This window comes from Pseudenhygromyxa sp. WMMC2535 (assembly GCF_011083025.2).
Map to the genome: position 1 here is coordinate 1,702,266 of NZ_JABJWV010000001.1, position 24,576 is coordinate 1,726,841.

The 24,576-nt window shown below is 70.0% G+C and carries 19 protein-coding genes; 10 read left to right on the forward strand and 9 right to left on the reverse strand.

Annotated features, from left to right (window positions below; all coding sequences use genetic code 11):
• Positions 1–35 precede the first annotated feature (35 nt).
• Positions 36–356: a hypothetical protein gene (locus G6O69_RS06410; protein WP_172302642.1), complete on the forward strand. Its 321-nt coding sequence runs from the start codon at positions 36–38 to the stop codon at positions 354–356.
• A 124-nt stretch (positions 357–480) separates the two neighbouring features.
• On the opposite strand, the gene G6O69_RS06415 is transcribed toward G6O69_RS06410, so the two are convergent.
• Together G6O69_RS06415 and G6O69_RS06420 are read right to left on the reverse strand one after the other, a co-directional pair.
• Positions 481–1,794, reverse strand: coding sequence for a carcinine hydrolase/isopenicillin-N N-acyltransferase family protein (locus G6O69_RS06415; RefSeq protein ID WP_172302643.1), 1,314 nt, complete (start codon positions 1,792–1,794; stop codon positions 481–483).
• Positions 1,795–1,816: 22 nt separating this feature from the next.
• Positions 1,817–3,226 (reverse strand): FAD-dependent oxidoreductase, encoded by a 1,410-nt coding sequence (locus tag G6O69_RS06420; RefSeq protein WP_172302644.1) that lies wholly within the window; start codon positions 3,224–3,226, stop codon positions 1,817–1,819.
• Between the two features lie 93 nt (positions 3,227–3,319).
• On the opposite strand from G6O69_RS06420, the gene G6O69_RS06425 reads away from it, so the two are divergent.
• The 5 genes from G6O69_RS06425 (at position 3,320) to G6O69_RS06445 (ending at position 11,330) form a co-directional block, all read left to right on the forward strand.
• Positions 3,320–5,245 (forward strand): M2 family metallopeptidase, encoded by a 1,926-nt coding sequence (locus G6O69_RS06425; protein WP_255215716.1) that lies wholly within the window; start codon positions 3,320–3,322, stop codon positions 5,243–5,245.
• Positions 5,246–5,500: 255 nt separating this feature from the next.
• Positions 5,501–5,926, forward strand: a complete 426-nt coding sequence (locus tag G6O69_RS06430; RefSeq protein WP_172302645.1) for a hypothetical protein — start codon at positions 5,501–5,503, stop codon at positions 5,924–5,926.
• 225 nt (positions 5,927–6,151) lie between these two features.
• The gene (locus tag G6O69_RS06435) at positions 6,152–8,443 is read left to right on the forward strand and encodes a mucoidy inhibitor MuiA family protein (RefSeq protein WP_176396670.1); all 2,292 of its coding nucleotides are present in this window, start codon (positions 6,152–6,154) and stop codon (positions 8,441–8,443) included.
• Positions 8,444–8,445: 2 nt separating this feature from the next.
• Positions 8,446–10,101 (forward strand): mucoidy inhibitor MuiA family protein, encoded by a 1,656-nt coding sequence (locus tag G6O69_RS06440; protein WP_172302647.1) that lies wholly within the window; start codon positions 8,446–8,448, stop codon positions 10,099–10,101.
• Entirely contained in the window at positions 10,098–11,330 is a 1,233-nt protein-coding gene (locus G6O69_RS06445) for a PLP-dependent aminotransferase family protein (protein WP_172302648.1), read from the forward strand. The genes G6O69_RS06440 and G6O69_RS06445 overlap by 4 nt, the downstream gene beginning before the upstream one ends.
• Before the next feature lie 51 nt (positions 11,331–11,381).
• Here G6O69_RS06445 and G6O69_RS06450 read toward each other — a convergent pair whose 3' ends face one another.
• The 5 genes from G6O69_RS06450 to G6O69_RS06470 all read right to left on the reverse strand — a co-directional run bounded on the left by G6O69_RS06450 (position 11,382) and on the right by G6O69_RS06470 (position 17,308).
• Positions 11,382–12,170: a hypothetical protein gene (locus G6O69_RS06450; protein ID WP_172302649.1), complete on the reverse strand. Its 789-nt coding sequence runs from the start codon at positions 12,168–12,170 to the stop codon at positions 11,382–11,384.
• Between the two features lie 217 nt (positions 12,171–12,387).
• Positions 12,388–13,413, reverse strand: a complete 1,026-nt coding sequence (locus G6O69_RS06455) for a 2-oxoacid:ferredoxin oxidoreductase subunit beta (RefSeq protein ID WP_172302650.1) — start codon at positions 13,411–13,413, stop codon at positions 12,388–12,390.
• Positions 13,410–15,266: a 2-oxoacid:acceptor oxidoreductase subunit alpha gene (locus tag G6O69_RS06460; RefSeq protein WP_172302651.1), complete on the reverse strand. Its 1,857-nt coding sequence runs from the start codon at positions 15,264–15,266 to the stop codon at positions 13,410–13,412. Before G6O69_RS06460 ends, G6O69_RS06455 begins: the two co-directional genes overlap by 4 nt.
• Positions 15,267–15,378: 112 nt before the next feature.
• Complete coding sequence (locus tag G6O69_RS06465) at positions 15,379–16,764, reverse strand: dicarboxylate/amino acid:cation symporter (protein WP_172302652.1); 1,386 nt, start codon at positions 16,762–16,764, stop codon at positions 15,379–15,381.
• A 13-nt stretch (positions 16,765–16,777) separates the two neighbouring features.
• Positions 16,778–17,308 carry a hypothetical protein gene (locus G6O69_RS06470; protein WP_172302653.1) on the reverse strand — a complete coding sequence of 177 codons (531 nt, stop codon included), beginning with the start codon at positions 17,306–17,308 and terminating at the stop codon, positions 16,778–16,780.
• Positions 17,309–17,359: 51 nt separating this feature from the next.
• Between G6O69_RS06470 and G6O69_RS06475 the strand changes: the two genes are divergently transcribed.
• From G6O69_RS06475 to G6O69_RS06485, 3 genes are all read left to right on the forward strand, one after another.
• Positions 17,360–18,394: a tetratricopeptide repeat protein gene (locus G6O69_RS06475; RefSeq protein ID WP_172302654.1), complete on the forward strand. Its 1,035-nt coding sequence runs from the start codon at positions 17,360–17,362 to the stop codon at positions 18,392–18,394.
• 8 nt (positions 18,395–18,402) lie between these two features.
• A complete protein-coding gene (locus tag G6O69_RS06480; RefSeq protein WP_172302655.1) occupies positions 18,403–19,668 on the forward strand; it encodes a LeuA family protein in 1,266 nt (421 codons plus the stop codon).
• A 251-nt stretch (positions 19,669–19,919) separates the two neighbouring features.
• A complete protein-coding gene (locus tag G6O69_RS06485; RefSeq protein WP_172302656.1) occupies positions 19,920–20,552 on the forward strand; it encodes a hypothetical protein in 633 nt (210 codons plus the stop codon).
• A 71-nt stretch (positions 20,553–20,623) separates the two neighbouring features.
• On the opposite strand, the gene G6O69_RS06490 is transcribed toward G6O69_RS06485, so the two are convergent.
• Positions 20,624–21,148, reverse strand: a complete 525-nt coding sequence (locus tag G6O69_RS06490) for a hypothetical protein (RefSeq protein ID WP_172302657.1) — start codon at positions 21,146–21,148, stop codon at positions 20,624–20,626.
• A 194-nt stretch (positions 21,149–21,342) separates the two neighbouring features.
• Here G6O69_RS06490 and G6O69_RS06495 point away from each other — a divergent pair, with 194 nt between their 5' ends.
• Positions 21,343–22,479, forward strand: coding sequence for a hypothetical protein (locus G6O69_RS06495; RefSeq protein WP_172302658.1), 1,137 nt, complete (start codon positions 21,343–21,345; stop codon positions 22,477–22,479).
• Between the two features lie 53 nt (positions 22,480–22,532).
• Here G6O69_RS06495 and G6O69_RS06500 read toward each other — a convergent pair whose 3' ends face one another.
• On the reverse strand, positions 22,533–24,548 hold the full coding sequence (locus G6O69_RS06500) for a hypothetical protein (RefSeq protein ID WP_172302659.1): 2,016 nt from the start codon (positions 24,546–24,548) through the stop codon (positions 22,533–22,535).
• Between the last annotated feature and the right edge of the window lie 28 nt (positions 24,549–24,576).

Genomic DNA, 24,576 nt, shown 5'->3' on the forward strand with positions numbered 1-24,576 from the left:
TGGTGTTCCCCGCGGCGCCGTGGCAATTTGGAGCCATGGCGTCGGGCTCGGGCAGCAGGATCCTCGCCGTCGCGCTCTTCGTGGGTGCGGCGGTGATCTCGTTTCAGGCCTGGCAAAACGGCAAGATCACGCCAGAGGTCCAGGCCGCCGCCAAGCAGCACGCCTGCGATCTCGACTCGAGCTGCATCGTCCTCGACGACGATCCGCGCATCGGCGAGGCCAACGCCTTTCAACATCGCTACGAGCTGCGGACCACCCACGGCGTGATGACGGTGACCTGCAAGCGCTCGCTGATCTTCTTTGGGCCGTGGCAGTGCAGGCCTCAGGCCGGCAGCATGATCAGCGATCCCTTCTGAGCCGAGCGGCCCCCTGCCCTCGGCGCGTGCGCCCAAACTCTCGGCGCGTGCGCCCAAACTCTCGGCGCGTGCGCCCAAACTCTCGGCGCGTGCGCCCAAGCCCTCGGCGCGTGCGCCCAAGCCCTCAGCGCGTGCGCCCAAGCCAGTAGCGACGAAGCGAGCGCGCCCCGTCGCCGAGGCGAGACCCGCCGGCGCTGACCGGGCGCGCCTCGGCTTCGGCGCGCCAGCTCGGCAGCGCGGCTCGATGCTCGCGCCACATGGCCAGGCAGGCCGCGTCGTCGAGGGGCGCGTCGACATGGGCGAAGGCCCGGGCCTCGAGCGCGTCGCGGGCCGCCGCGCCGACCTGCGCCCGGGCGTCCCAGTCGGCGAGCACCGCCCGGTGAAAGGCCTCGTGGGCCCACCACAACCCCTCGGCGCTCTCCCCCTCGCTCCCCAGGACCTCGCGCCAGGCCGGCGAGGGCGCGAAGCAAAGCGGCTTGAACACGCTCAGGCAGGGCGAGGAGGTCCCCGTCATCCACACCCGCGGGGCGCCGCCTCGGGGCAGCGTGGCGAGCATGCTCGCGCAGGTCTGGCTGGAGCTGCGCGTGGGCAGCCATGAGGTGTGACCCGCCCTGTGGGCACAGATCGAGGGCATGCGCAGGCCCGCGCCTGGCGGGGCGCCAGCGTGATCCCGCAGCAGCGCGGCGAGCTCCTCGGCCCGGGCGCCCCCGGGGCTGGCGGCGATCAGCCCCCGCGTGCTTCGCCGCCGGCGCTGCGCCGCCCCGACCCAGAAGCTCCGCCGCGGATCCCCAAAGCAGCGCGCGAAACCAAAGTCCGCCCCGCTCCGACACCACCCCCGCGCGCGGGCGAAGGCGAGCGCGCCGGGGTGGATCTTGTCGAAGTCGTCGTCGATGGTCAGGGCGCCGCTCAGCGCCCTGCGCCCGCGGACCCTGGCCGCGGCCCACAGCTCGCCGGCGCTCTCGAGCAGCCAGGCGCCCTCCGGGTCCGCCAGCAAGAAGGCCGCGTGCCCGAGCCCGCCCGCGCCTGCCGCCCACCCGCGCTGGGCGAAGCGAGCCAGCAGCTCGATGATCAGCGCGAGGGCGTCGTCGGCCGAGCGGCAGCGCTCGAGGGCCAGGCGCTGGAGCGCCGGGCCCGAGAGCCCGCCCTCATCCTCGCGCGCGACCGGCAGGCGCGTGAACACGGCCTCGCCGAGCACCGCCAGGCCATGCTCGTTGACGCCCATCTCGCAGCCCCAGGCGTCCGCCGCCCGCGAGAGCGCCAGCGCGTGGGTCCGAGGCACCTGGGCCAGGCGCTGCGACCCCACGCGCAGCACCTCGTCGGCCTCGTGCTCCGCGGCCGCGGCGAGCTCGACGACCTGGGCCTGGGCGGGCGCGCCCTCGCAGTTCTTACCGACCCACACCGGCTGCCCGGGGCGCGCGAGGACGAAGCTGTCTCCCACCCTCGGATCTTGGCAGAGGAGCTCAGGTCAGCGCCAGCGCCAGCTCTGCGGCGGCCCGCTCCCCCGACTCGATCGCCCCGTCGAGGTAGCCGACCCAGCGGGTAGCCGCCTCGCTGCCGGCGAAGTGCAGCCGACCCTCGACGGCCCGCAGCGCCGCCCCGAGCACGTGCATGTGACCTGGGCGCATCAACCCGACATAGCAGCCCGAGGACCAGCGCTCGGCGCTCCAGTCGAGATCCACGTAGCTGACCGGCCGGCCGGCGTCGGGCCCGAACAGGCGCACGAGATCCGCGAGCACGGCCGCCCGCCGAGCCCCGGCCTCGAGGCCCCGCAGCCCGCGGGCATGATCCCCGAGGGCGAAGGCGATCAGCCGCGCCGGCCCGCTGCCGCGCTGCTCGGTGCCCCGCCAGTCCGGGCCGCAGGCGTCGAAGGTCATGCGCACCGTCAGCGACTCGCTGACCGACTCGCCCGAGAGCCCGCGCTCACGCCAAAACGCGCGCTCGTAGCCGACCACGCACTTGATCACCGAGCCCATGGGCATGAGCTCGTGGAGGTCCGCGCGCGCGGGCGAGAGCGCCGGCGAGAACTCGATCGTCCGGGCCATGGCCGGGGCGAGGGCGAGGATCGCCCGGCGCCCGTAGACCTCGCCCTTGGCCGAGATCACCCGGACGCCGCGCTCGTCTTGCTCGATGGCGCGGACCGGATCCCCCAGCGAGATCCGCTCCGCGCCCACGCGCTCGGCCAGGGCCGTGGACAGCTGCTGGGCGCCGCCGTCGATCCGCCAGCACTGCGCCCCGTCTTCGACCTCGGCGAGGCGCTGGAGGCCGCCGCCCGCGTGCAGGCTGTTTAAAAAGTAGAGCAGCGAGATCTTGCTCGGGTGCTCGGCGAAGATCGCCTCCGTCGCCGAGCTGATCATCGCCCGGGCCCCCGCCGTGCGCAGGTTCTCGCGCATCCACGCCTCGACCGAGAGCGCGTCGAGGTGCTTGGCCTGGGGCGCGCGCCAGGGCGCGTCGCAGGGCACGTGCCGCGCGAGGCGATCGAGGCGGGCGATCGCGACCCCGAGCTCGGCGAGGGCGAAGACCGGCAGCTTGGGCAAGAAGCCCTTGTAGCGCCGGACCTCGCCGGCGAACTCGAGCATGCGCTCGCTGCCTCGCCCCTCCCCCTCGCCGCCGGCGTGGAACTGCTCGAAGGTCGAGACGCCCAGGTGACGGCACAGATCGAGCACGCGGTCTTGGGTCGGCCCGACCCACTGCCCGCCGAGGTCGACGGGCTGACCGTCGACCTGCGTCGTATAGGTCCGCCCGCCCACGCGCTCGCGGGCCTCGATCACCCGCACGCGCTTGCCCGCCTCGCGCAGGCGCTGCGCCGCACACAGTCCAGAGAGACCGGCGCCAATGATCACCGCGTCGTACTCGGGGATGGAGTCCACCACGCCCCGATCCTACCTGCTCGGCGCGACCTCGCGGGGCAGGAATTTGCCGATCCCCCCGCGCCGAGAGCCGAGTTCCTTGATAGCGTGGCGCCCATGCGCTCTCCCACCGCACCGCTCACGCGACTTTGCTTCAGCGCCATCGCCTGCCTCTCGACCCTGCCCACGATCGCCTGCAAGTCCAAGGAGCAGGGGGCCAGCGCGACCAAAGACGGCGAGTCCGCGAGCGCCGAAGGTGAGGCAAAAGCCGCGGCCGAGGCCGGCGGCGGTTCGGACGCCGACGCGCCCACCCCCGAGCAAGCCAAGGCCTACGTGGCCGAGGTCGACACCAAGCTGCGCGAGTTGTGGGTCGCGCAGTCCGAGGCCGAGTGGCAAAACGCCACCGACATCACCGAGGCACACCAGCAGGCCGTGGCCGCGACCACCGAGGCGTCCATGGCCTACCTCAACGCGGCGATCGCCGGGGCGCAGCGCTTCGAGGGGGTCGCGGCCGATCCCGCCACGGCCCGCCAGCTCCAGCTCTTGAAGGTCTCGCCAACCGTCCCCGCCCCGGCCGACGCGGCCAAGCGCGAGGAGCTGGCCAAGATCGCCACCAAGCTCGACAGCATGTACGGCACCGGCAAGTGGGGCTGCGAGGACGAGTCCGCCGACGACTGCAAGGACATGGCCGACGCCATCGAGATCATGGCGACGAGCGACGACTACGACGAGCTGCTGGCGGCCTGGGAGGGCTGGCGGACGATCTCGCCGGCGATGCGACCCAAGTATCAGCGCTTCGTCGAGCTCGCCAACGAGGGCGCCCGCGACATCGGCTACGCCGACGTCGGCGAGCTGTGGCGCTCGGGTTACGACATGGCCCCGGACGCCTTCGCCGCCGAGATGGAGCGGCTGTGGCAGCAGGTCAAGCCGCTCTACACCGCCTTGCACTGCCACGTCCGCGCCGAGCTCGCCGAGAAGTACGGCGCCGACGAGGTCCCCGCCGACGGGATGATCCCCGCGCACCTGCTCGGCAACCTCTGGGCCCAGGAGTGGCCCAACGTCTACGAGGACATGGTCCCCTACCCCGACCAGCCGAGCATCGACGTGACCGAGGGCCTGAAGAAGGCCGCGTTCGACGAGCGCAAGATGGTCGCCACCGCCGAGGGCTTCTTCGTGTCCCTGGGCCTCGACCCCCTGCCCGAGACCTTCTGGGAGCGCTCGCTCTTCGTGCAGCCCGAGGGCCGCGATGTCCAGTGCCACGCGAGCGCCTGGGACGTCGGCTTCAACAACGATCTACGCATCAAGATGTGCATCAAGGTCGACATGGAGGACCTCGTTACGATCCATCACGAGCTTGGTCATAATTACTACTACCATTACTACTACGACGAGCCGATCCTGTTTCAAAACGGCGCGCACGACGGCTTCCACGAGGGCATTGGTGACACCTTGGCCCTCTCGATCACGCCCTCCTACCTCAATCAGCTCGGTCTCCTCGACGAGGTCAGCGAGGATCCCGAGGCGGTGATCAACAAGCAGCTCGCCGACGGCCTCGAGAAGATCGCGTTCTTGCCCTTTGGCCTGCTCATCGACCGCTGGCGCTGGGGTGTGTTCTCTGGCGAGATCGCCCCTGGTGAGTACAACGCGGCCTGGTGGAAGCTGCGCAACGAGTACCAGGGCGTGTCCGCGCCGGTCGAGCGCAGCGAGGCGAACTTCGATCCGGGCGCCAAGTATCACATCCCGGCGAACACCCCCTACGCGCGCTATTTCCTCGCTCGCATCCTCCAATTTCAGTTTCACGCCGCGCTGTGTGAAGCCGCCGGTCACGAGGGGCCGCTGCACACCTGCTCGATCTACGGCAGCAAGGAGGCAGGGGCCAAGCTCCGGGCCATGCTCGAGCTCGGGTCCAGCAAGCCGTGGCCCGACGCCCTCGAGGTGATCGCGGGCACGCGACAAATGGATGCTGGCCCCATGCTCGAGTATTTCGAGCCGCTGAAGAGCTATCTCGAGCAACAAAACGAGGGCCGCAGCTGCGGCTGGTGACGCCCTCGCTACGCGTATAGGGCGCATACAGGGGGGTGCTCCCCCCTTTATGCCTGCGCAGACGCCTCATTCACCAACCGGCCTTGAGCTGGGTCACCCAGGACAAGGTTCTCGTAACTCCAGCTACGATTTGAACAACTGGATTGCGAGCGGGGTGAAAACGCCCTGGCGCGAGGCAGGCGCTGGGTTTGCCTGCCCCCACGAAAGGCGTATACATGATCTCGATGAGAAGACAGATGAACGCGGAGGGTCGCCATGTCTAGAAAGAAGACCTTCCCCTGCGGTCACCGAGGCAAGGGCAGCTTCTGCCTGATCTGCGCCACCAAAGAACAACGAGGTGCGAGCGCGTCAGAAGAAGCCGAGCCTGGTGACGAGGGGGATCGAGATCCCAGGGACGAGAAGCGCGAGTGGCTGGCCACCTTCGAGGATGATCCCATCGACCTGCACGTCCTCCCCAGCAAGAACTTGGTCTTGCGTGCGCGGACAATCCTCGACGCGGTGAGCAAGGGCGCGCCTTGGCACCAGTTCAATGGCAAGCGTCTTCGCCACGACCGCGACGTCATCAGTGTACCCATCGGTCGTCGCTACCGCCTGCTCTTCCGCACCGACGAAGGCTCCCCGCAGCCCGTCGAAGTCCTCTCCCACGAAAACTACAACGCGACCAAGCCCGGGCGTCGCTAGTGTGCGGTCAGACCCAGCGACACCCTCGAGGTCGCGGTCGTGGTCGTGATCAGTCTCGCCTCTCGGCTCGCGGGGACGCCGTGCCCTGCCCCTCGAGGTGACCACCGAGGCGCTCGCTGACCGGCCGCTCGGCCGCCCGACCCCGTGGGCAGGCTTCACGGCGTGCCTGGCCACGACGCTTCACATGCCATTTGGGAGCGCCGCGTGTCATACTCGCGGCCCACCATGGTGACGGCCGAACTTCCCCAACTGAGCTCCGAAGTGCGCGCCGTGACGGTCTATCGCCGGGGCGCATTGGTGGTCCGTCGCGCCGAGCTGCGCCGGGAGGGCCCCAGCTTTCCGCCCAGGGTCCAGCTCGTCGGGCTCCCCCTGACCATCGAAGACGCCTCGGTGCGCGTCGAGGTGTCGAGCGCCGAGGGCAGCGCCCCGCTAGCCAGCAGCCTCCAGGTCACCGTCGGCGTCCCGGCGGAAGATCCCAAGCTCCCCCCGCCGACCGACGACGATCTCGAGGCCGCCAAGCTCGAGCTCGCCCTGGCCAACGAAGAGCTCAACTTGCTCAACAAGGCCAACGAGCGCCTCGGGCTGCTGACCCTCGGGCCGCGTGGCGCCCCCGCCCTCGGCGAGACGCCCAAGCCCTCGCCGACCGCGGCTCGCCTCGAGCTGCTCGCCTTCCGCCGCGAGCTCAGCGAGCGCCTCGCCGAGGAGCTGCCCGCGGTCCAAGAGCGCGTCCGCCAGGCCAAGGAGCGCCTCGACACCCTGCGCGAGCGCGAGCGCATGACCTCGCCGCAACGCAACCTTCGCCCCCACGAGATTCGCAAGACCGCGGTCCTCGGCCTCGACCTCCCCCCGGGCGCCGGGGCCCTCGCCGAGCTCATCCACGTCGAGCTGAGCTACTTCGTGCCCGGCGCTCGCTGGGCCCCCGCGTATGCCATTCGCTTGGATCGCAGCATGCGCTCGGCCAGCCTCGAGCTGCGCGCCATGGTCGGGCAGGCGACCGGCGAGGACTGGCGAGACGTGGCCCTGACCCTGTCCACGGCCACGCCCCAGCAGTGGACCGAGCTCCCCGAGCTCAAGGCCGTCAAGATCGGCCGCCGCCAGCCGCCTCCGGCGAAGACCGGGTGGCGCAGCCCGCCCGTGGGCGCAGCCGAGCTCTACAGCGACTACGACCGCGACCTCGGCCGCGAGACCGAGGCCCGCGGCGGCGGGCGGCTGAGCGCCAAGCTGGCGACCGCGGTGCCCCAGAGCGTGACCCGCTCGCCGAGCGCCCGCGAGCGCCTCGAGACCCTGGCCGACAGCGCCGAGTTCGACCTCGACGAGGACCTGCTCGAGATGCGCCGGGCGGCGATGACCTCCGGCGCCCCGCCCTCGCGCGGCCAGGCCATGCCGGGCTTCCCGGTGCCGCAGCAGCAGTCGTCCAAGCGCCGCGCTCGGCGGGACGTCCCGCCCGCGCCCTCCAAACCGCCCGCCGCGGCCATGCCCTCCGGCGCCCCCATGCCGGCCATGCCCAAGTCCGCGAAGTCCAGCCTGTTCGGCTCGGCCGGCATCCAGGCCCAGGACGCCGGCGGCGGCGCGGGGCACCTCGGGCTGTCCTACGAAGACGACGACGCGGCGCTCGAGCCCGCCACCGCGCCAGCCCTGGTCGTCGGCCGCGAGCTCCTCGACTACGGGCGCCTGCGCCTGCCCCCCGCCGACGAGCCCAAGCGCGGCTCGCTCCAGCGCGTCCAGACCCGCGCGCTCTACGAGCAGGCCGGGGCCTCCGGGGTCGAGCTCGGGGCCGCCTTCGATCTGATCGACGCCGCGGTCCGCCGGGCCAGGGGCCTCGACGGCAGCACCCCGCCCTCGCGCCACCACTGGCCGACCTCCGAGGCGGGCTTCGACTACGCCTTCGCGGCCAACGATCCCATCGACCTCGACAACGACGTCAGCTTCCGGACCCTGACCATCGACGCCCGCGGGGCCGCGTGCGAGGCCCACTACATCGCGATCCCGCGCGAGACCCAGGACGTGTTCCGCGTGGTCGGCCTGCAAAACCCCCTCGCGGCGCCGCTGCTCCCGGGGCCCGTCGACGTGTACATCGACGGGCGCTTCACGCTGACCACCGACCTCGAGCTCGTCCCCGCCGACGGGCGCATCGAGCTCGGCCTCGGCGTCGAGCAGGCGATCAAGATCGCCCGCAACGTCCGCTTCAACGAGGACAGCTCGGGCATGTTCAAGCGCAGCCTCCAGCTGCGCCACGAGCTCGAGGTCGAGGTCGCCAACCACCTGCCCGAGGCCGCGACCATCGAGGTCCGCGAGCGTCTACCCCACGTGCCCGAGAGCACCACCGACGTCGAGCTCGTGCTCGAGTCCGTCAGCCCCAGCTGGCGAGACTACGACCAGGACGATCCCCCGCTGACCAGCGGGCGCCACTGGACCGTCGAGGTCCCGGCCGGCGCCCAGCGCAAGCTCAGCGCGGCCTGGACGATCACCTTGCCCAAGGATCACGAGCTCGTGGGTGGTAACCGGAGGGAGCATTGAGCATGGCCAGCCCCGCACTCACCACCCCCGACGCGGCGCCTGGCCAGGGCGCCCGCGAGCTCATCGCCTTGGTCCCGGTCACCGAGGTGACCTTGCTCGAGGACCGCGCCATGGTCACCCGCGAGGGCGTCATCGAGCTGCCCCCCGGCCGGGTCCGCGTGTTCATCCACGGCGTCGCCCCCGTGCTCGTCGACAAGACCCTCAGCGCGCGCCTGAGCCCGCCCCCCGGCGAGGACGCGCCCCTGCCCGAGGACCTCCAGGTCCGCAACCTGTCCATCGATCGCCGGCGGGTCAGCGCCGAGTCCGAGCTGCCCACCGACGTCGCCGAGATCCGCGAGCAGCTGCGCAACAAGGAGCGCGAGCTCGAGGCCAAGATCCTCCACCGCACGCGCATCGACGCCGAGCTCGGCTCGCTGCATCAGCTCTTCGAGCTGACCCTCGGCGAGATCAACGAGGACGTCGCCTGGGGCCGACAAGAGCGCCCGCGCTGGCGCGAGCAGGTCCTCGACCTCGAGTCGCGGCTGCGCGAGCTCAGCCTCGAGCGCCGGCACATCGACGTCGGCCTCGAGCAGCTCCAGGACGCGCTCAAGGATCTCCGCGTGCTGCTCGGCGCGAGCAGCAAGCTCGACAGCCAGCTGCGCGCCGACCTCAGCCTCGAGCTCCACAACACCGGCCCGGTCGCCCGCCGCGTCCGCTTGCGCGTCGACTACCTGGTCCCCGGCGCGATGTGGCGACCCTGGCACCGCGCGCGGCTGATCGAGAGCGAGGGCGAGGGCCAGGGCGACGACCAGGCGAGCGTCGCCCTGCGCTGCGACGCCGCGGTCTGGCAGGCCACCGGCGAGGACTGGAGCGAGGTCGCGCTGCGCTTCAGCACCGAGCGGCCGAGCCTCGGGGTTGCCCCGCCCCGGCTCCACGACGACCCCCTGCGAGTCCAACGCAGGGGCAGCACCGTCGAGGTCCAGGCCCGCGAAGAGCAGCTCCACGACGTCGGTCTGGGCGCGGATCAGCCGGCGACCAGCGAGGCCGTGGACGAGCTCCCGGGCATCGACGACGGCGGCGAGGCCCGGCTGCTCTCGGCCGCCACCAAGGCCAGCGTCCCCGGCGACGGCCGCCCCCACCGCGTCCCGATCTTCGAGTTCGAGGCGCCGGCCGAGGTCGCGCTGCTGTGCGCCCCCGAGCTCGTCCCCGCGGTCATGCTGCGCAGCCGCCACGCCAACGCGGCCAAGCTCCCCCTGCTCGCCGGCCCCGTCGACCTGATCCGCAACAGCGGCCTGGTCGGGCGGACCTCGCTAGCCTACGTCGCCCCGGGCGAGCGCTTCGAACTCGGCTGGGGCCCCGACCCGAGCCTGCGAGTGCACCGCGAGGTCGAGGAGCTCGAGGTCGAGCGGCGGATGATGAGCGCCTGGACCCGCAAGCCTCGCAAGGTCGAGATCAAGCTCAGCAACCTCTCGGCCGCGGCCAAGACCATCGAGCTACGCGAGCGCATCGCGGTCTCCGAGCTCGAGAAGGTCGAGGTCGAGTTCGGCTCGGCCAGCCAGGGCGTCAAGCCCGACCGCGACGGCATGCTGCGCTGGACCGTGGCGCTGGCGGGCTTCGGCCGCGAGCAGGTCGAGCTACGCTGGACGCTGATCGTCCACGACGACGTGGTCGGCCTGTGAGCCTGACCTCCCAGGGCGGCCGCTTCGTCCAGAGCGCGACGCCGCCCGGGGTGATCAACTTCGGCCTCGGCCAGCCCTCGCCGCGCCTGCTCCCCCTGGCCACCATCGCCGAGGCCGCGCAGGCCCAGCTGAGCGCGACCGCGAGCCGGCTGGTGCTCCAGTACGGCACCCTCGCGGGCACGGCGGACTTTCGGGCCAGCCTCGCGGCCTTCTTGCGCGCGGGCTACGGCCAGCCCGTCGACGCCGACGAGCTGCTGATCACCGCGGGCATCTCCTCGGCCCTGAGCCTGGCCTGTGAGGTCTTCGCCCGCCCCGGCGGCCTCGTGGTTTGCGAGGACCCGACCTACTTCCTCGCCCGCGGGATCTTCGAGAGCGCGGGCCTGCGGCTCACCGGCGTCGGCGTCGACGAGCGCGGCCTCGACGTCGACGCCCTCGCCGCCCGCCTCGCCGCCGGTCTGCGCCCGGACCTGCTCTACTGCATCCCCAGCTTTCAAAACCCCAGCGGGGTCAGCCTCGCCCCCGAGCGCGCGCGCCGGCTGATCGAGCTGGCCGAGGCCTTCGACTTCACGATCATCGCCGACGAGCCCTACGCCCTGCTCCACTACGGGCCGAGCGGCCCCGGGAGCCTCGCCGGCTTCGAGGCCGCCCTCCATGCTGGCGTAGACAGCGACCTCAAAAGCGACGTCGACAGCGGCCGCGTGCTCTCGCTGGGCTCCTTCTCCAAGATCCTCGCCCCCGGCCTGCGCCTGGGCTGGGCCCAGGGCAGCCCCGCGCTGATCGAGCGCCTGTCCTGGCACGGGGCCCTGCGCAGCGGCGGCGGCCTCAACCCCGTGATCGCCCACATCGTCCACCACACCCTCGAGAGCGGGTTCTTGCCCGGCCACGTGGCGAGCCTGCGCGAGACCTTTGCGGGCCGCGCCCAGGCGCTCACGGCCGCCTTGCGAGGGGCCCTGCCCGGCCTCGAGCTCCAGGCCCCCGAGGGCGGCTACTTCTTGTGGCTCGACCTCGGCGAGCGCCTCCAGCTCGCCGAGGGCAGCCCGCACGCGGCCGCCCTCGAGGCCGCCGAGGTCCGCGTCATCCCTGGCCAGCGCTGCGCCCTCGACCGCGACCTGAGCCGCTTCGTACGCCTCAGCGTGTCCTTCTACGAGGCCGGGGAGCTCGAGGAGGGCGCCCGTCGCCTGGCGGCGGGCCTGCACGCGGCTCGCCGCACCACCAGCCCAAACGAGTGAACCCGCCGCGGCCGGAGCCGGGACGGGTTCGCTCGAGGATCGACCGCGGGATCAGAAGTTGATCGGGCAGTCCTCGTCGACGCTGTCGCAGCAGTAGCAGGCGACGTCGTCCTCGACGCTGTCGTCGCACTCGCCGTACTCGTAGGTGACGCCGTCGATGCCGACCTCTTCACAGTAGTACTGGCAGGACACCCAGGTCTCCTTGCTCCAATCGCAGTAGGCGTAGGTGTCCGAGTCGGCGCAGTAGGGCAGGTCGTCGTTGTCGCAGGCGTCGCCCGAGCCCTCGCCGCACTCGAAGATCACCTCGCTGCCGTCGTCGACGCAGCCGTAGGCGAAGTCGTAGCCGTCGAACTCGCAGATCTCCGTCATCACGTCGGCGCTCTCTTCCCAAACGCCGTCCACGCAGATGAAGAACTGGCTGCCCTCGGGGCCCATGTCGTCGTCATGGGTGCACCAGTAGTAGCCCTCCTCGTCGGCGGAGCAGTCCTCGGGCGGGAGCACGCCGGTGTCGGTGTCGTCGTCGCCGGTGGTCTCGTCGTCCGTGTCGGTGCCGACCTCGTCGTCGTCGTCGTCGTCGTCGTCGTCGTCGTCGTCATCGACGTCGTCACCAACGCTGTCGTTGTCGTCGTCGCAACAGTTGAGGTCGTCCTCGTCGTAGGGATCGCACCACTCGTAGCCGACCCGGCACACGCACTCGCCGTCGTCGTTGAGCTTGTTGTTGGAGCCGCTGTCGCAGGGCTCGAGCTGCTCGAGGTTGATGACGCAGCCGAAGCTGAGGCCGAGGACACCGCCGAGCAACGCGGCGACCTTGAGGGACTTGAGGGTCGAGTTCAGGCTCATGTCTATTGTTCTCCTGGGGGGTTCGCAGATCTCGGCGAGCGCCGGTCCATCATCGCGGGGGTGGGCCTTGGACGGCGACCAGCGCGGAGGATTCGTTCTTCGCCATTGTGAACTAGCGCCGCGTTCGCGTCGAATTCGCTAGCGTAAACGTGAGAGCGCCTCCGCGCAGGCGCCGATGCACCCGGGCGGAGGCCGCTCGGTTTTGGACGGACTCGCCCTACTCCACGGTCCAGGTGTGACCGGAGTGGAGCAAAGCGTCGAGATCGCCCGGGTCCTTGGCCTTGGCGGCGTCGACCTGCGCCAGCGCGGCCGCCTCGTAGGTGGGCGCAGCCTGGCGATAGAGCACACCTAGGGCCAAGGGGAAGCTCGGCGGCTCGAGCCCGGCGAGCAGGAAGGCCATGGCGCGGTTGGTCTCGTCGTGGACGAGGATGTCGCTCTCGCTGATCCCCCCCTCGCCGACGGTCACGACCTCGAGCTCGAGGCTGTTGGGGCGCAGGCGCAGGCCCTTGTCGTTGTTCTCACCGAAGAGCATCGGCTTGCCGTGCTCGAGGATCAGCGCGGCGTCGGTGCCGACGCCGGCCTTGTCCTTGATGTGGCCCCAAGCGCCGTCATGGAACACGGGGCAGTTTTGCAGCACCTCGATGAAGCTCGTGCCCTTGTGCTCGCGCGCGGCGACGAAGGTCGGGCCGAGGTGCTTGGCGAAGGTGTCGACGGAGCGCGCGACGAAGTGTGCGCCCGCGCCGAGGGCCAAGGACGCCGGGACCACGGGCTGGTCGACGGAGCCCAGCGGGGTCGAGGGCGAGCGCAGACCGACGAGCGAGGTCGGCGAGTACTGGCCCTTGGTCAGGCCGTAGATCCGGTTGTTGAACAGGATCAGCTGAAGGTCGACGTTGCGCCGCAGCAGGTGCATCAGGTGGTTGCCGCCGATGCTCAGGCCGTCGCCGTCGCCGGTGATCACCCAGACGTCGAGCTCGGGGTTTTGCAGCTTCAGCCCCGTGGCGAACGCGGGCGCGCGGCCGTGGATGCTGTGGAAGCCGTAGGTGTTCATGTAGTAGGGGAAGCGGCTCGAGCAGCCGATCCCCGAGATGAACACGGTCTTCGACGGATCCGCGCCGACCTCGGGCAAGGTGCGCTGGATCGTGGCCAGGATCGCGTAGTCGCCACAGCCGGGGCACCAGCGCACGTCCTGGTCGGACATGAAGTCCTTGCGGGTGAACTTCTTGGTGAGTTCAGAGGGGCTCATGCCAGGTTCTCCTCGATGGCGGCTTCGATCTCGCTGACCTTGAAGGGTTGGCCAGCGATCTTGTTGACGCCGACGGCGTCGATCAGGAACTCGGAGCGCAGGATCTTCGACAGCATGCCGTTGTTCATCTCGGGCACGATGACCTTCTCGAAGCCGCCGAGCAGCTCGGCGAGACCGCGCGGCAGCGGGTTGAGGTAGCGCAGGTGGATCTGCGAGACCTTCTTGCCGGCTGCGCGCGCGCGCGCGACGGCCTGGGTGATCGCCCCGTAGGTCGAGCCCCAGCCGACGACGACGAGCTCGCCGCTGTCCTCGCCCTGCTCGACGGTCTGCACCGGGATGTCGTCGGCGATGCCGGCGATCTTCGCGGCCCGCGTCTTCGTCATCTTGTGGTGGTTGTCGGGGTCGTAGGAGATGTTCCCGCTGTCGTAGCCCTTCTCCAGGCCGCCGATGCGGTGCTGGAGCCCGGGCGTGCCGGGGATCGCCCACGGCCGCGCGAGGGTCTCGGGGTCGCGCAGGTAGGGGTGGAAGCCCTCGGGCTTGTCCTTGGGGAACTCGACCTCGATGCGCGGCAGGTCGGAGACCTTGGGGATCCGCCACGGCTCGGCGCCGTTGGCCAGGTAGCCGTCGCTGAGCAGCATGACCGGGGTCATGTACTTGACCGCGATGCGGGCGGCCTCGATGGCCATGAAAAAGCAGTCGCCGGGGGTGCAGGCGGCGAGCACGGCCAAGGGCGCGTCACCGTTGCGGCCGTAGACCGCCTGGAGGAGGTCCGACTGCTCGGTCTTCGTGGGCAGGCCCGTCGAGGGGCCGCCGCGCTGGACGTCGACGATGATCAGCGGGAGCTCGAGGATGATCGCCAGGCCGATGCCCTCGCCCTTGAGCGCCACGCCGGGCCCCGAGGTCGTGGTCACGCCCAGGGCGCCGCCCCAGCTCGCGCCGATCGCCGCGCAGACCGCCGCGATCTCGTCCTCGGCCTGGAAGGTGGTCACGCCGAAGTTCTTGAGCTTGGCCAGGGCGTGGAGCACCGAGGAGGCCGGGGTGATCGGGTAGGTGCCCAGGACCATGCGCAGCCCGGACAGCTGCGAGGCCGCGGTCAGACCCCAGGCGAGGGCGTCGTTGCCCTGGATGTTGCGGTAGACGCCCGGCTCGAGCTTGGCCTTGGGGACCTCGTAGGGCCCGATGCCGCTGGGCAGCTCCGCCGTCTCGCCGTAGGCGTGGCCGGCCTTGAGCGCCGCGATGTTGGCCTGGGCGATGATCGGCTTCTTGGCGAACTTCTGCTCGAGCCACTCGATGGTCGACGCGTACTCGCGGCCAAAGAGCCACAGGACCAACCCGAGGGTCCACATGTTCTTGCAGCGCAGCGCGTCCTTGGACCCGAGTTCGAAGGCCTCGACGGCCGCCACCGTCATCTTCTGGATGTCGAGATCGACGAGGCGGTAGGCCGAGAGGCTGCCGTCCTCGAGCGGGTTGCCCTCGTAGCCGGCCTTCTTGAGGTTGCCCTTCACGAAGGCGCCGGTGTTGACGATCAACAAGCCGCCCTCGCGAAGATCGCCGAGGTTGGTCTTGAGCGCCGCCGGGTTCATGGCCACGAGCACGTCCGGGGCGTCACCCGGCGTCATGATGTCGTGGGCCGCGAAGTGGATCTGGAACCCGGACACGCCGTAGGTCGTGCCCGCGGGCGCCCGGATCTCGGCCGGGAAGTCGGGGAAGGTTGCGAGGTCGTTGCCCATCAGGGCAGTCGAGTGGGTGAACTGACTGCCGGTGAGCTGCATCCCGTCGCCGGAGTCACCCGCAAAGCGGATGACCACAGACTCGAGGGCCTCGCGCGGTTGCGCCTGAGGGAAGGTGTCCATGGCTGGTCGCTGATCTCTCACCCGCGCCCGGGTAAAACCCCCCAGGACGCCGGATTCGTCGAGAGTATGGCGGCGCACACAAACCTTGTCATCCGCACGGGGGTATGTTGACTCACGGTGATGCGCCGGGTTCGCCGCGCGCTTCGAGCCGACTGATGATCACCGCCGTGGCCGAATCACCGACGACGTTGATCGCGCTGCGACACATGTCGAGGATGCGATCCATCCCCAAGATGAGCGCAATTCCGGTCCCGACCACGGCCTCGGGAATGCCCACGGTCACCATCACCACATAAAGCAGCGGGATCACGCCGCCGGGCACGCCTGCGGCACCGATCGCCATCAGCATCGCCACCAAGACCAAGGTGAGCAGCGCCGACCCGTCGAGGGGCACGCCCCAGACTTGGGCCACGAAATGCACGGCGATGACCTGATAGATGGTCGTCCCGTCCATGTTGACCGTGGCGCCGAGGGGCAGCACGAAGCCGGCGATGGGCTTGGGCACGTCGAGCTCCTCCTCGGCCACGCGGATCGTCGTCGGCAAGGTCGCGGCCGAGGAGCTCGTCGAGAACGCTGTGATCCAGACCTCACGGATCGCGCGCATGAACGCGAGGGGCTTGAGCCCCGCCAGCAGACGGACTAGCGGGAAGAGCACCACGACCAGGTGAGCGGCGAGCGCGAGCAGGACCACGGCGGTGTAGAGCGCGAGGGCCTCGAGCACGTCGAGGCCAAAGCGGGCCACGACCATGAACACCAGCGCGGTCACGCCGTAGGGCGCGAGCTTCATCAGCAGGCCGATCAGCTTGATCATCGCCTCGTTGATGCCCTCGAGCACCGCCGCCACCGGGCGCGCGCGCGCCTCGTCGACCAGGCTCAGGGCCACCCCAAAGGCCAGCGCGAACAAGATCACCTTGAGCAGGTCGCGGTTGCTGGTCATCGAGAGCACGATGTTCTCGGGGACCAGGCCGACGATGATCTGGAGCGCCGAGCCCGAGAAGTACTCGCGGGCCTCGCCGGCCGCGGCCATCTTCGAGCCGGCCTGATCGCTGAACTGGGCCGCGAGCAGGTCGCGGGTCTCCGCCGAGATCACCGCCCCGGGCTGGATCAGCATGTAGAGCGCCGTGGCCAGGCAGGCGCCCAGGAAGGCCGTCGACATGAACACCAGCAAGGTCCGCCCGCCGAGGCGCCCGAGCTTGCGCGGGTCCCCCAGCGAGTGCATGCCCGTGGCGATCGAGGTGAACACCAGGGGCACGACGGTCAAGATGATCGCGCGGATGAACAGGCTGCCGATCGGCTCGATCCAGCGCTCGCCAAAGCGCAGCAGCGCGTCGAGATCGGCGAACAGCGCGAGGCTCGCGTCGGGGCCGGTCAGCAGCTGCTTGCAGATCATCGCCGCGAGCGCGCCCACGACCATGCCGATCAGGATCTTCGTATAGAGCTTCAGACCCTTGGGCTCGCTGTCTACCTCGTCTTTTGCGGTCTGCTCGGGCTCGCTCACGAGGGCGACTCTTTCATTGCCCGGGGCTCGCAGACAAGCCCGGCGCCCCAGACCAGCCCAAAGTGAACTCGACGACCGGGTGGGCGCCGAAGCCCAGGCGGTTGTCGGTCAGCTTGGCCCAGGTCAGGACGAGGGCGTAGAGCCGGTGGCGTCCGCCGGCGAGGGTGTCGGTGGCGATCGGGTGGCGCTCGAGGTAGCGCGCGCGCAGGGCCTCGCGTGCGGGTGGGGTGCACAGCGTCTCGCAGATCAGCACGCCGCGCAGCTGCGCGCCGCGAAGCTCGCCGACGGCCTCGCTCTCGAGGTAGACGGAAGCCGCGATCGGCGTGGGTCCAGCGCCGGTCAAGCGGCCGTGGTGGCTATTGGGATCGCTCGCGACGATCAGCACGGGCGCCGCGTGATCACCGATGCTCCGCGGCTCGGCGAGGGCGTAAAATAGCGGCGTGGCGTAGGGCGCGTGATCCTCGGGATCGCGCATCGCCAAGCTGGTCACCCAGCGCTCGCCAAGGATCTGCATGAGGGCGCTCACGACGTCGTCTCGGTCCACGCCCCGGGGCTTAGCATGACTTCCACGAGGCCGGCGGCTACGGTCCCACCCATGAGTCACGACCTCCGCGCCTCCCTCAACGAGGCCCACGCTGCCCTCGAGCGTGGCGACCTCAACGGCGCCCTCAAAGTCCTCGACATCGCCTCCAAGGCCGGCGTCGCCGCGGACGACCCCAACTTCCTCCACCTCCAGGGCCTCGTCGCCTGGGCCCAGGGCGACGCCGACGCGGCCGTCGCCAACTTCACCGCGGCCCTCGAGACCGAGCCCGACGATCCCCAGGTCTACATCGAAGCCGGCGAGCTGTTCGCGGACCTGATGGACTTCGACGCCGCCGAAGATGTGCTCCGCAAGCTGCTCGAGCGCGGCGAGCTCGAGCCCGAGCCCGCGGCCGAAGCTTACCTGCTCCTCGCCCAGGTCCGCCTCGCCCACGAGGACCCCGATCCCGAAGAGAGCCTCGAGCTGCTCGACGAGGTCGACCCCGAGCTGCGCGCTGACCCGGCCTGGATCAGCATGCGCGCCGCCGCCCTCAGCGAGCTCGACCGCCACGCCGAGAGCATCGAGCTGCTGGTCGCCGCCGTCGAGCGCGAAGCGGACGAGGGCAGCGCCTCCGAGCTGCTCTACCAGCTCGGCCTGACCCAGCGCCAAGCTGGCGACGACGCGGCCGGGACCGAGACCCTGCTCGAGCTGCGCCGCCGCGACGTCGCCGCTGTCGGGGTCGCGGCCGACTCCCCAGTCCCCGCCGAGGAGCGCGACGACCTCGTCCGCCGCCTCGAAGAGGTGCTCGAGAGCCTCCCCGACCAGATCCTCAAGCTGCTCGCCACCGCCCCGATCGCAATCCAGCGCTGGGTCGGCGAGGACCACATCCGCGCCGGCGCCGACCCGCGCGCGGCGATCTACTTCGAGGGCACCCCCGCCCCCGACGACGACGCCGACGGCGAGGCCAAGCTCGAGGGCATCGTGGTCTTCCGCGACATGCTCGCCGCGAGCATCGACGACGACGACGAGCTCGACGACGCCATGGTCGAGGCCATCGTCGAAGAGCTCGACCGCTTCTATGACATCGACGGGCTCGTCCCGGGAATGTGAGCCGAACTATGCTGGACACCACCGACGTCGCCGCCCTCGTCTACGACTGGAACGAACTCGACATGCGCCGGCCCCAGGCCCGGAAGCCGCGCTTTGTCGACGAGACCATCCGCGACGGGTTGCAGTCGCCCTCGGTGCGCGACCCAAGCATCGAACAAAAAATGGAGCTGGTCCGACTCATGGACCGGCTCGGCATTCACGTCGTCAACCTCGGCCTGCCCGGCGCTGGGCGCCGGGCCCAGGAAGACGTCGAGGCCCTGCTGCGGATGATCGTCGAGGAGAAGCTGCGGATCTTGCCGAACTGCGCCGCGCGGACCGTGGCCGCCGACATCCGCCCGATCATCGACATCTCCCAGCGCGTCGGCGTGCCCATCGAGGTCACCGCCTTCATCGGCTCGAGCCCGATCCGCGCCTTCGCCGAGAGCTGGGACGTCAAGCGCCTGGTCCACCACACCAAGACCGCCCTCGAGCTGATCGTCGACAACGGGCTCCCGGCCTCCTTCGTCACCGAGGACACCACCCGCTCGCACCCGCAGACCCTCGACACCCTGTTCCGCACCGCCATCGACGCTGGCGCCACGCGCCTGGTGCTCTGCGACACCTGCGGCCACGCCGTGCCCAACGGCCTGCGCAGCCTGCTGAACTTCACCCGCGGCCTGCTGCGGGGCATGGGCGTCGAGGATCGGGTCAAGCTCGACTGGCACGGGCACAACGACCGCGGCCACGCGCTGACCTTGGCGACCCTCGCCCTCGAGTGGGGCTTCGATCGCGCCCACGGCTGCGCCCTGGGCATCGGTGAGCGCGTGGGCAACACCTCGATGGACCACCTGCTGCTCAACTTCTACCTGCTCGGTCGCCTCGACCCCCGGGACCACGACCTCTCGTGTCTGGTCGAGTACGTGAAGAAGGTCAGCGAGTACACCGGGGTGCCGATTCACCCCAGCTACCCCCTGGTCGGGCGCGACGCCTTCCGCACCGCCACCGGCGTGCACGCGGCGGCGATCATCAAGGCCGAGGCCAAGGGCGAGCTCGAGCTCGCCGACCGCGTCTACTCGGCGGTACCCGCCCGCGTGTTCGGACGCCAGCAAGAGATCGAGATCGGTCACTACAGTGGGCGGTCGAACGTGATCTACTGGTTGCGAGAGCGGGGCATCGAGCCCAACGACGAGCTCGTGGATCGGGTGTTCAACTACGCCAAGGGCCGCAACGAGACCCTGGCGGACGAAGAGATCATGGCCGTCGTCCGCAACGAGGCCGCCTCTCCCCCGGCCTGAGCTTCGCCCTCACCACGCCTGCGCTTCGGGGCGCGCGGGCGGGGCCGCCCCCACTAGGAGCCCGTGGTGAAACCCAACACGACACCTCGCTTGGTCTTTTCGCCGAGTGCGTTGTCGCCAAAACTTGCAGTACGCCCGGTACAGCTGCGTTTTGGCTTCGCGCCCTCGACGAAAATCCCAGCGCCAGGAGCCGCGCTGGGTTCCACCACGGGCTCCTAGCCGACCGCTCCCGAGCGTGGCATGGTGATGCGATGCAACCGGCCAACGTCGCCCTGGATCACCACCTCGCTCGCGGGCTGCTCCGTAACGCGGTGACCTGGCTCGAGCTCGAGGCCGAGGCCGGCCAGCGCCACGGCTGGCGCGCCCGCGAGATCGGCGCGGTGGCGATCCTCGGCGGCTTCGGGGGCCTGGCCGCCCGAGCCGAGCGCCTGCTCGACGACGACAAGGACGGCCGCGACCCGGTCTTGCCCCACGGCGCCGAGCTGGCCGAGATGTATCCGCCCTACGATCCCCAGTCCGTGTTCGCCCGGGTCCGCCGCTCGCCCCCCGCTCACCTCCAGCTCGTGCTCGAGCGTGAATTCGATCGCGCCTGGATGGTCTGCGCCGACGACGGCCAGCGCGAAGAGGTCATCGCCATGCGAGCGCTGCTCGGCGACCTCGACGGCGCGGCCGCGACCCTCGAGCGCGCCCAGCTCTCGGACCAGCGCCACCTCGGGCCGATGATGGTCATTGCGATCGAGGCCGCCCGCGCCGGCGAGGCCGCCCGGACCCGGCAGATGATCCTCGACGAGCTCGGCAACCAAGACGGCCTCGACTGGTGGGTGCCCGTGGCCGCCGGCCTGCTCGGGCGCCTGCCCTGGGACGGCTACCCGCTACACTGTTAGCCGCGCACTCGTGTGCGAAAATGATGCTCTCTTCAAATATGAAGAGAGCATCATGAAATGAACATCGGAAATTAGTCTTCGCCGGTGCTCACGCCGCAGATCGCCACCTGCGTGACCTCCCCCTCTGCATCGAGGACACCATTGATGTCCTGCCACGTATGCCACATGACATCCGGGTCGTCGGTCTCCGTCAGCGAGACGAGACCGTCAGTGCAGGGCCCGCTGACGTTGGTGTCGGAGAAGTACCACCGCGTATACCCATCCATCGTAGAGGCCATGCCCTGCAGCGAGAGCTCGCTGGTGCAGGTGATCCCGAGGTGAAAGTAGTCCCACTGCGCCGTATAGACATCTACGCCGTCAATCGTGCAGATGCCCGGCGCCAGCTGGATCGTCGCTTCGTAGTCGTAGTTGGTCTGACCGTCGACCTGGACGGCCAGACCTTCCCAACGTCCGTGATACGGCTGAAACAGCGTGGAGGGGAGCTCGCTGAGCGCCCGGAGCTCGTCGTCGTCGGCATCGACGACGAGCGCCGGATCGCAAGCGGCGAGCATCAGCGGAAACGAGGCGAGGACCAGAAAACGTGTTGGATTCATCATGGTGCTACTCCACCTTTGTCCGCGACGAGCTCGGCGATGACACCGAGTCCGCACACTCCCACGCGGTTCTGGCAATGTAACGAACATGTATCTCAATCTCATGATGATTCGACTCTGCGCGAACTCCGAAACCGAGGTCAAAGTACCATCGACCGATCTGGCGCACCTGATGTCATCGGCTAGGCTGCCCCGACATGCGTGATCCCAAGACGCTCCTCGGCTCTCTTTGTCTGCTCCACACCTGCCTGCTCTCGGTGGGCTGCATCCCCGGCTCTGGCACGGACGACTCGGACACGCAGGCCCAAGACGGCGACTCGTCCGAGACCGACTCGACAGACTCCGAGACCGACACCACGGACTCGAGCTCGTCCGAGACCGACTCCAGCGACACCGAGTCCGAGACCGACTCCTCGGAGTCTGGCACCGAGACCGACTCCTCGGAGTCTGGCACCGAGACCGACTCCGGCACCGAGACCGACTCTGGCACCGAGACCGACTCCGGCACCGAGACCGACTCTGGCACCGAGACCGACTCCGGCACCGAGACCGAGACCGACACCGGCGAGACCGACACCGGCGGCCTCCCCGACTGCGGCGACTTCAACCTCGAGGGCCTGCCCGTCACGACGATGGGCAGCAACGCCGACGCCGAGGACGACTCGGAGGCCTGCGACGGCGGCGACGGCGGGCGCGACGTCGAGTTCACCTGGACCGCCCCCAAGGACGGGCTGTTCTCCATCGACAGCCTGGGGAGCAGCTACAACACCGTGCTCTCGGCGAAGGCCGGCCTGTGTGAGGACGGACCGTGGCTAGCCTGCAACGACAACTACTACGACGTCGGCGACGAGGTCGACCCCGACTCGAGGATCCAGGTCGGGCTGCTCGCCAACGAGTCGATCACCATCAGCCTCGACGGCGCCTACGCCAACTCGATCGGCGACTATGTCCTGCACATCGAGGAGCTCGAGTGCCCCGAGCCGATCGCGCTCGAGAGCATGGCGCCCGTGAGCGCCGAGGGCGTGCTCTCCTGGGGCGAGGGCCTCTTCGTCGGCAGCTGCGGCGGCTTTGGCGAGGAGCTGGTCTACAGCTGGACCGCCCCCGCGGACGGCGAGTACGTGTTCGACACCCACGGCTCCGACGAGGACACGGTGCTCTACCTGCGCGACGAGGTCTGCTGGGGCGAAGAGCTGGCGTGCAACGACAACAACGACGGTGAGGTCACCTCGAGCATCACCACCGCGCTCGTCGCCGGACAGACGGTGCTGATCGTGGTCGACATGTACAACTACGACTTCGGTGGCACCGCCGTGATCAACATCAACGCGGTTTGAGTCCAGCGCCTCAGAGGCGTGCATGGCGTCGTGCGGGAAAGATTCACAGGCTCTCAGTCGGCCTGCTCGCCGTCGATCATCTCCACGATCTCCCGCCCGGCGCAGTCGGCCTTCACCTCGACCTCGAGCAGCTCGCGGGTCTTGGCGATCAGCTGCTTGGCCTTGGCCCGATCCGAGGCTCGAGCGAAGAGCGTCAGCGCCTCGGGCTCGGGCCGACCAAACGCGTGGGTCCGCGCGAGCACGCTGACCTCCCCCTCCGTGGCGCGGATCAGCCGGCTCTTTTTGCTGCGGTAGCGCTGGATCAGCGCGTCCTTCGTCTCCCCCTCGGCTTGCTCGCTGGGATCCACGAGCAAGCTGAGGGTGAAGCGCCGGCAGGCCGCGTCGCCTGGCTGGGCCGCCTGGCTCGCGGCGTGAGGCCCGAGGCGCTCGAGGTAGAGCTCCCCGGCGCTCGGGAGCTCGACCAGCGGCGCGGGCTCGCTGGCGTAGACGACCATGCGCAGCCCGTCGGTCTCGTCGCCCAGCTCCCCGCGATAGGCCAGCGAGTCCTCGGCGAGGATCCACAGCGTGCCCTCCGCCCACAGCAGCTCGCGCACCGCGTCGTAGGACCTGTCCGCCGCGGGCACCTGCTTCGCGCCAGCCGCAGGCGCCGGCTCGCCCGGGACCTTCTCCCAGCGCCCCCTCGGCCCGTAGACCCAGTGCGTGCGGGCGTCGCTGGGCGCCGCGACCGGGGGCAGGCGCACGGGCTCCCAAGCCGGCGGCTCCGCGACTCCAGGCGTGGGCGCCGGTCGTCGCCACAGGTGCGGCTCCGACAAGAAGGAGTTTGGATACCAGTCACCGGTGACGATCCACAGCTCGCCTTGGTCCGTGATCGTCGCCGCTTCGATCATCGACCCCTCCTCGCTGCCGCTCGGGCGGTCCACGGGGATCTCGGGCCACGCGGCGCTCCCGTCCGCGGGCGTTCCGAGCACGAGATAGGAGTCGTTCTCGACGTCCCCTCCGCCCACGAGCACGCGGTCGTCGGCAGTCCACAGCGAAAGAGAGCTGGCCCTGCCCTCCCGCGGGAGCGCGACCACCCGCGGCTCGACCGCTCCAGGAGACCAGACCAACACCTCCCAGATCTTCTCGCGCTTGCTCAGAGCGACGAGCGCCCCGCTTTTCGTGACCACGGCCGACTCCAGGTGCCTGCCCTCGGGCAGCTTTGGGAGCTGCGCTGGCTTCCCGTGCAAGGGCACGAGGCGCTGCGGCGGGACGACCAGCGCCTTCTTGGCCGCGCCCCCCTCACCGTCGTCGTCATCATCGTCATCGTCATCGTCGTCATCATCATCATCGTCTTGGCCGGCCAGCTTGTAGGCGCTCACCCCCAACACCACCCCCTCCGGCATGCTCAGCAAGTTCGCGTAGTACTCGATCAGCTCGTCCCCCCCGTAGCTGACCGCCTCCCAGCCCTGCTCGCCGAGGCGGTAGTCGTAGGCGGTGTAGTCTCCGCGCAGCCCCGCCTCGATGAGCGACATGACGGCGAACACGGGCGCCTCGAGGCTGCCGACGGCGAAGTCGGCCACGTAGAGGTTCGACCCGTACAAAGAGTGCGCTGGAGGGAGGCCCCTGCCCCTGCTCGGCTCGCGGGTGACCTTCTGCTTGGGACGCAGCGCCATCACCTCGCCATCCATGATCAGCACGGGGTGCGTCGAGGTCGACGCGAGCGCGAGCGCGCCGTCTCGAAGGGCGATCGGGTAGAGCGTCTGCCCCTCGAGCGCCTCGACCTCGAGCGCCGACGCATCGGTCGGGGGCTGGGCCTCTTCGGCCGCGGGCTCCTCGACCACGGGCTCCTGGACCGCAGGCTCCTGGATCCCAGGCGAGACCTTCTCCTCCTGGGCCCCACCCGACGCCTCGACCACGACCTCGAGCTCGAGCGCAGACTCAGGCGGAGCGTCGGCCGCCGGCTCTCCTTGGACCTCGGAAGCTGCGCCTGCCAGCGGCTCTTCCCCGTGGCCCGAGCAACCATCCGCGAAGACGGGCAGTGCAAAAATTACCAGCGACCCAGCCACGCGAGACGGGAAGTTCAGCGCCATGGTCTAATCATACACAGGCGAGCGTGCC

Bases quoted from the DNA above. Each gene is read 5' to 3' on its own strand.
- G6O69_RS06410 (WP_172302642.1), top strand. From the start codon at position 36: ATGGCGTCGGGCTCGGGCAGCAGGATCCTCGCCGTCGCGCTCTTCGTG.
- G6O69_RS06425 (WP_255215716.1), top strand. From the start codon at position 3,320: ATGCGCTCTCCCACCGCACCGCTCACGCGACTTTGCTTCAGCGCCATC.
- G6O69_RS06430 (WP_172302645.1), top strand. From the start codon at position 5,501: ATGTCTAGAAAGAAGACCTTCCCCTGCGGTCACCGAGGCAAGGGCAGC.
- G6O69_RS06435 (WP_176396670.1), top strand. From the start codon at position 6,152: ATGGTGACGGCCGAACTTCCCCAACTGAGCTCCGAAGTGCGCGCCGTG.
- G6O69_RS06440 (WP_172302647.1), top strand. From the start codon at position 8,446: ATGGCCAGCCCCGCACTCACCACCCCCGACGCGGCGCCTGGCCAGGGC.
- G6O69_RS06450 (WP_172302649.1), bottom strand. From the start codon at position 12,170: ATGAGCCTGAACTCGACCCTCAAGTCCCTCAAGGTCGCCGCGTTGCTC.
- G6O69_RS06455 (WP_172302650.1), bottom strand. From the start codon at position 13,413: ATGAGCCCCTCTGAACTCACCAAGAAGTTCACCCGCAAGGACTTCATG.
- G6O69_RS06460 (WP_172302651.1), bottom strand. From the start codon at position 15,266: ATGGACACCTTCCCTCAGGCGCAACCGCGCGAGGCCCTCGAGTCTGTG.
- G6O69_RS06475 (WP_172302654.1), top strand. From the start codon at position 17,360: ATGAGTCACGACCTCCGCGCCTCCCTCAACGAGGCCCACGCTGCCCTC.
- G6O69_RS06480 (WP_172302655.1), top strand. From the start codon at position 18,403: ATGCTGGACACCACCGACGTCGCCGCCCTCGTCTACGACTGGAACGAA.
- G6O69_RS06485 (WP_172302656.1), top strand. From the start codon at position 19,920: ATGCAACCGGCCAACGTCGCCCTGGATCACCACCTCGCTCGCGGGCTG.
- G6O69_RS06490 (WP_172302657.1), bottom strand. From the start codon at position 21,148: ATGATGAATCCAACACGTTTTCTGGTCCTCGCCTCGTTTCCGCTGATG.
- G6O69_RS06495 (WP_172302658.1), top strand. From the start codon at position 21,343: ATGCGTGATCCCAAGACGCTCCTCGGCTCTCTTTGTCTGCTCCACACC.
- G6O69_RS06500 (WP_172302659.1), bottom strand. From the start codon at position 24,548: ATGGCGCTGAACTTCCCGTCTCGCGTGGCTGGGTCGCTGGTAATTTTT.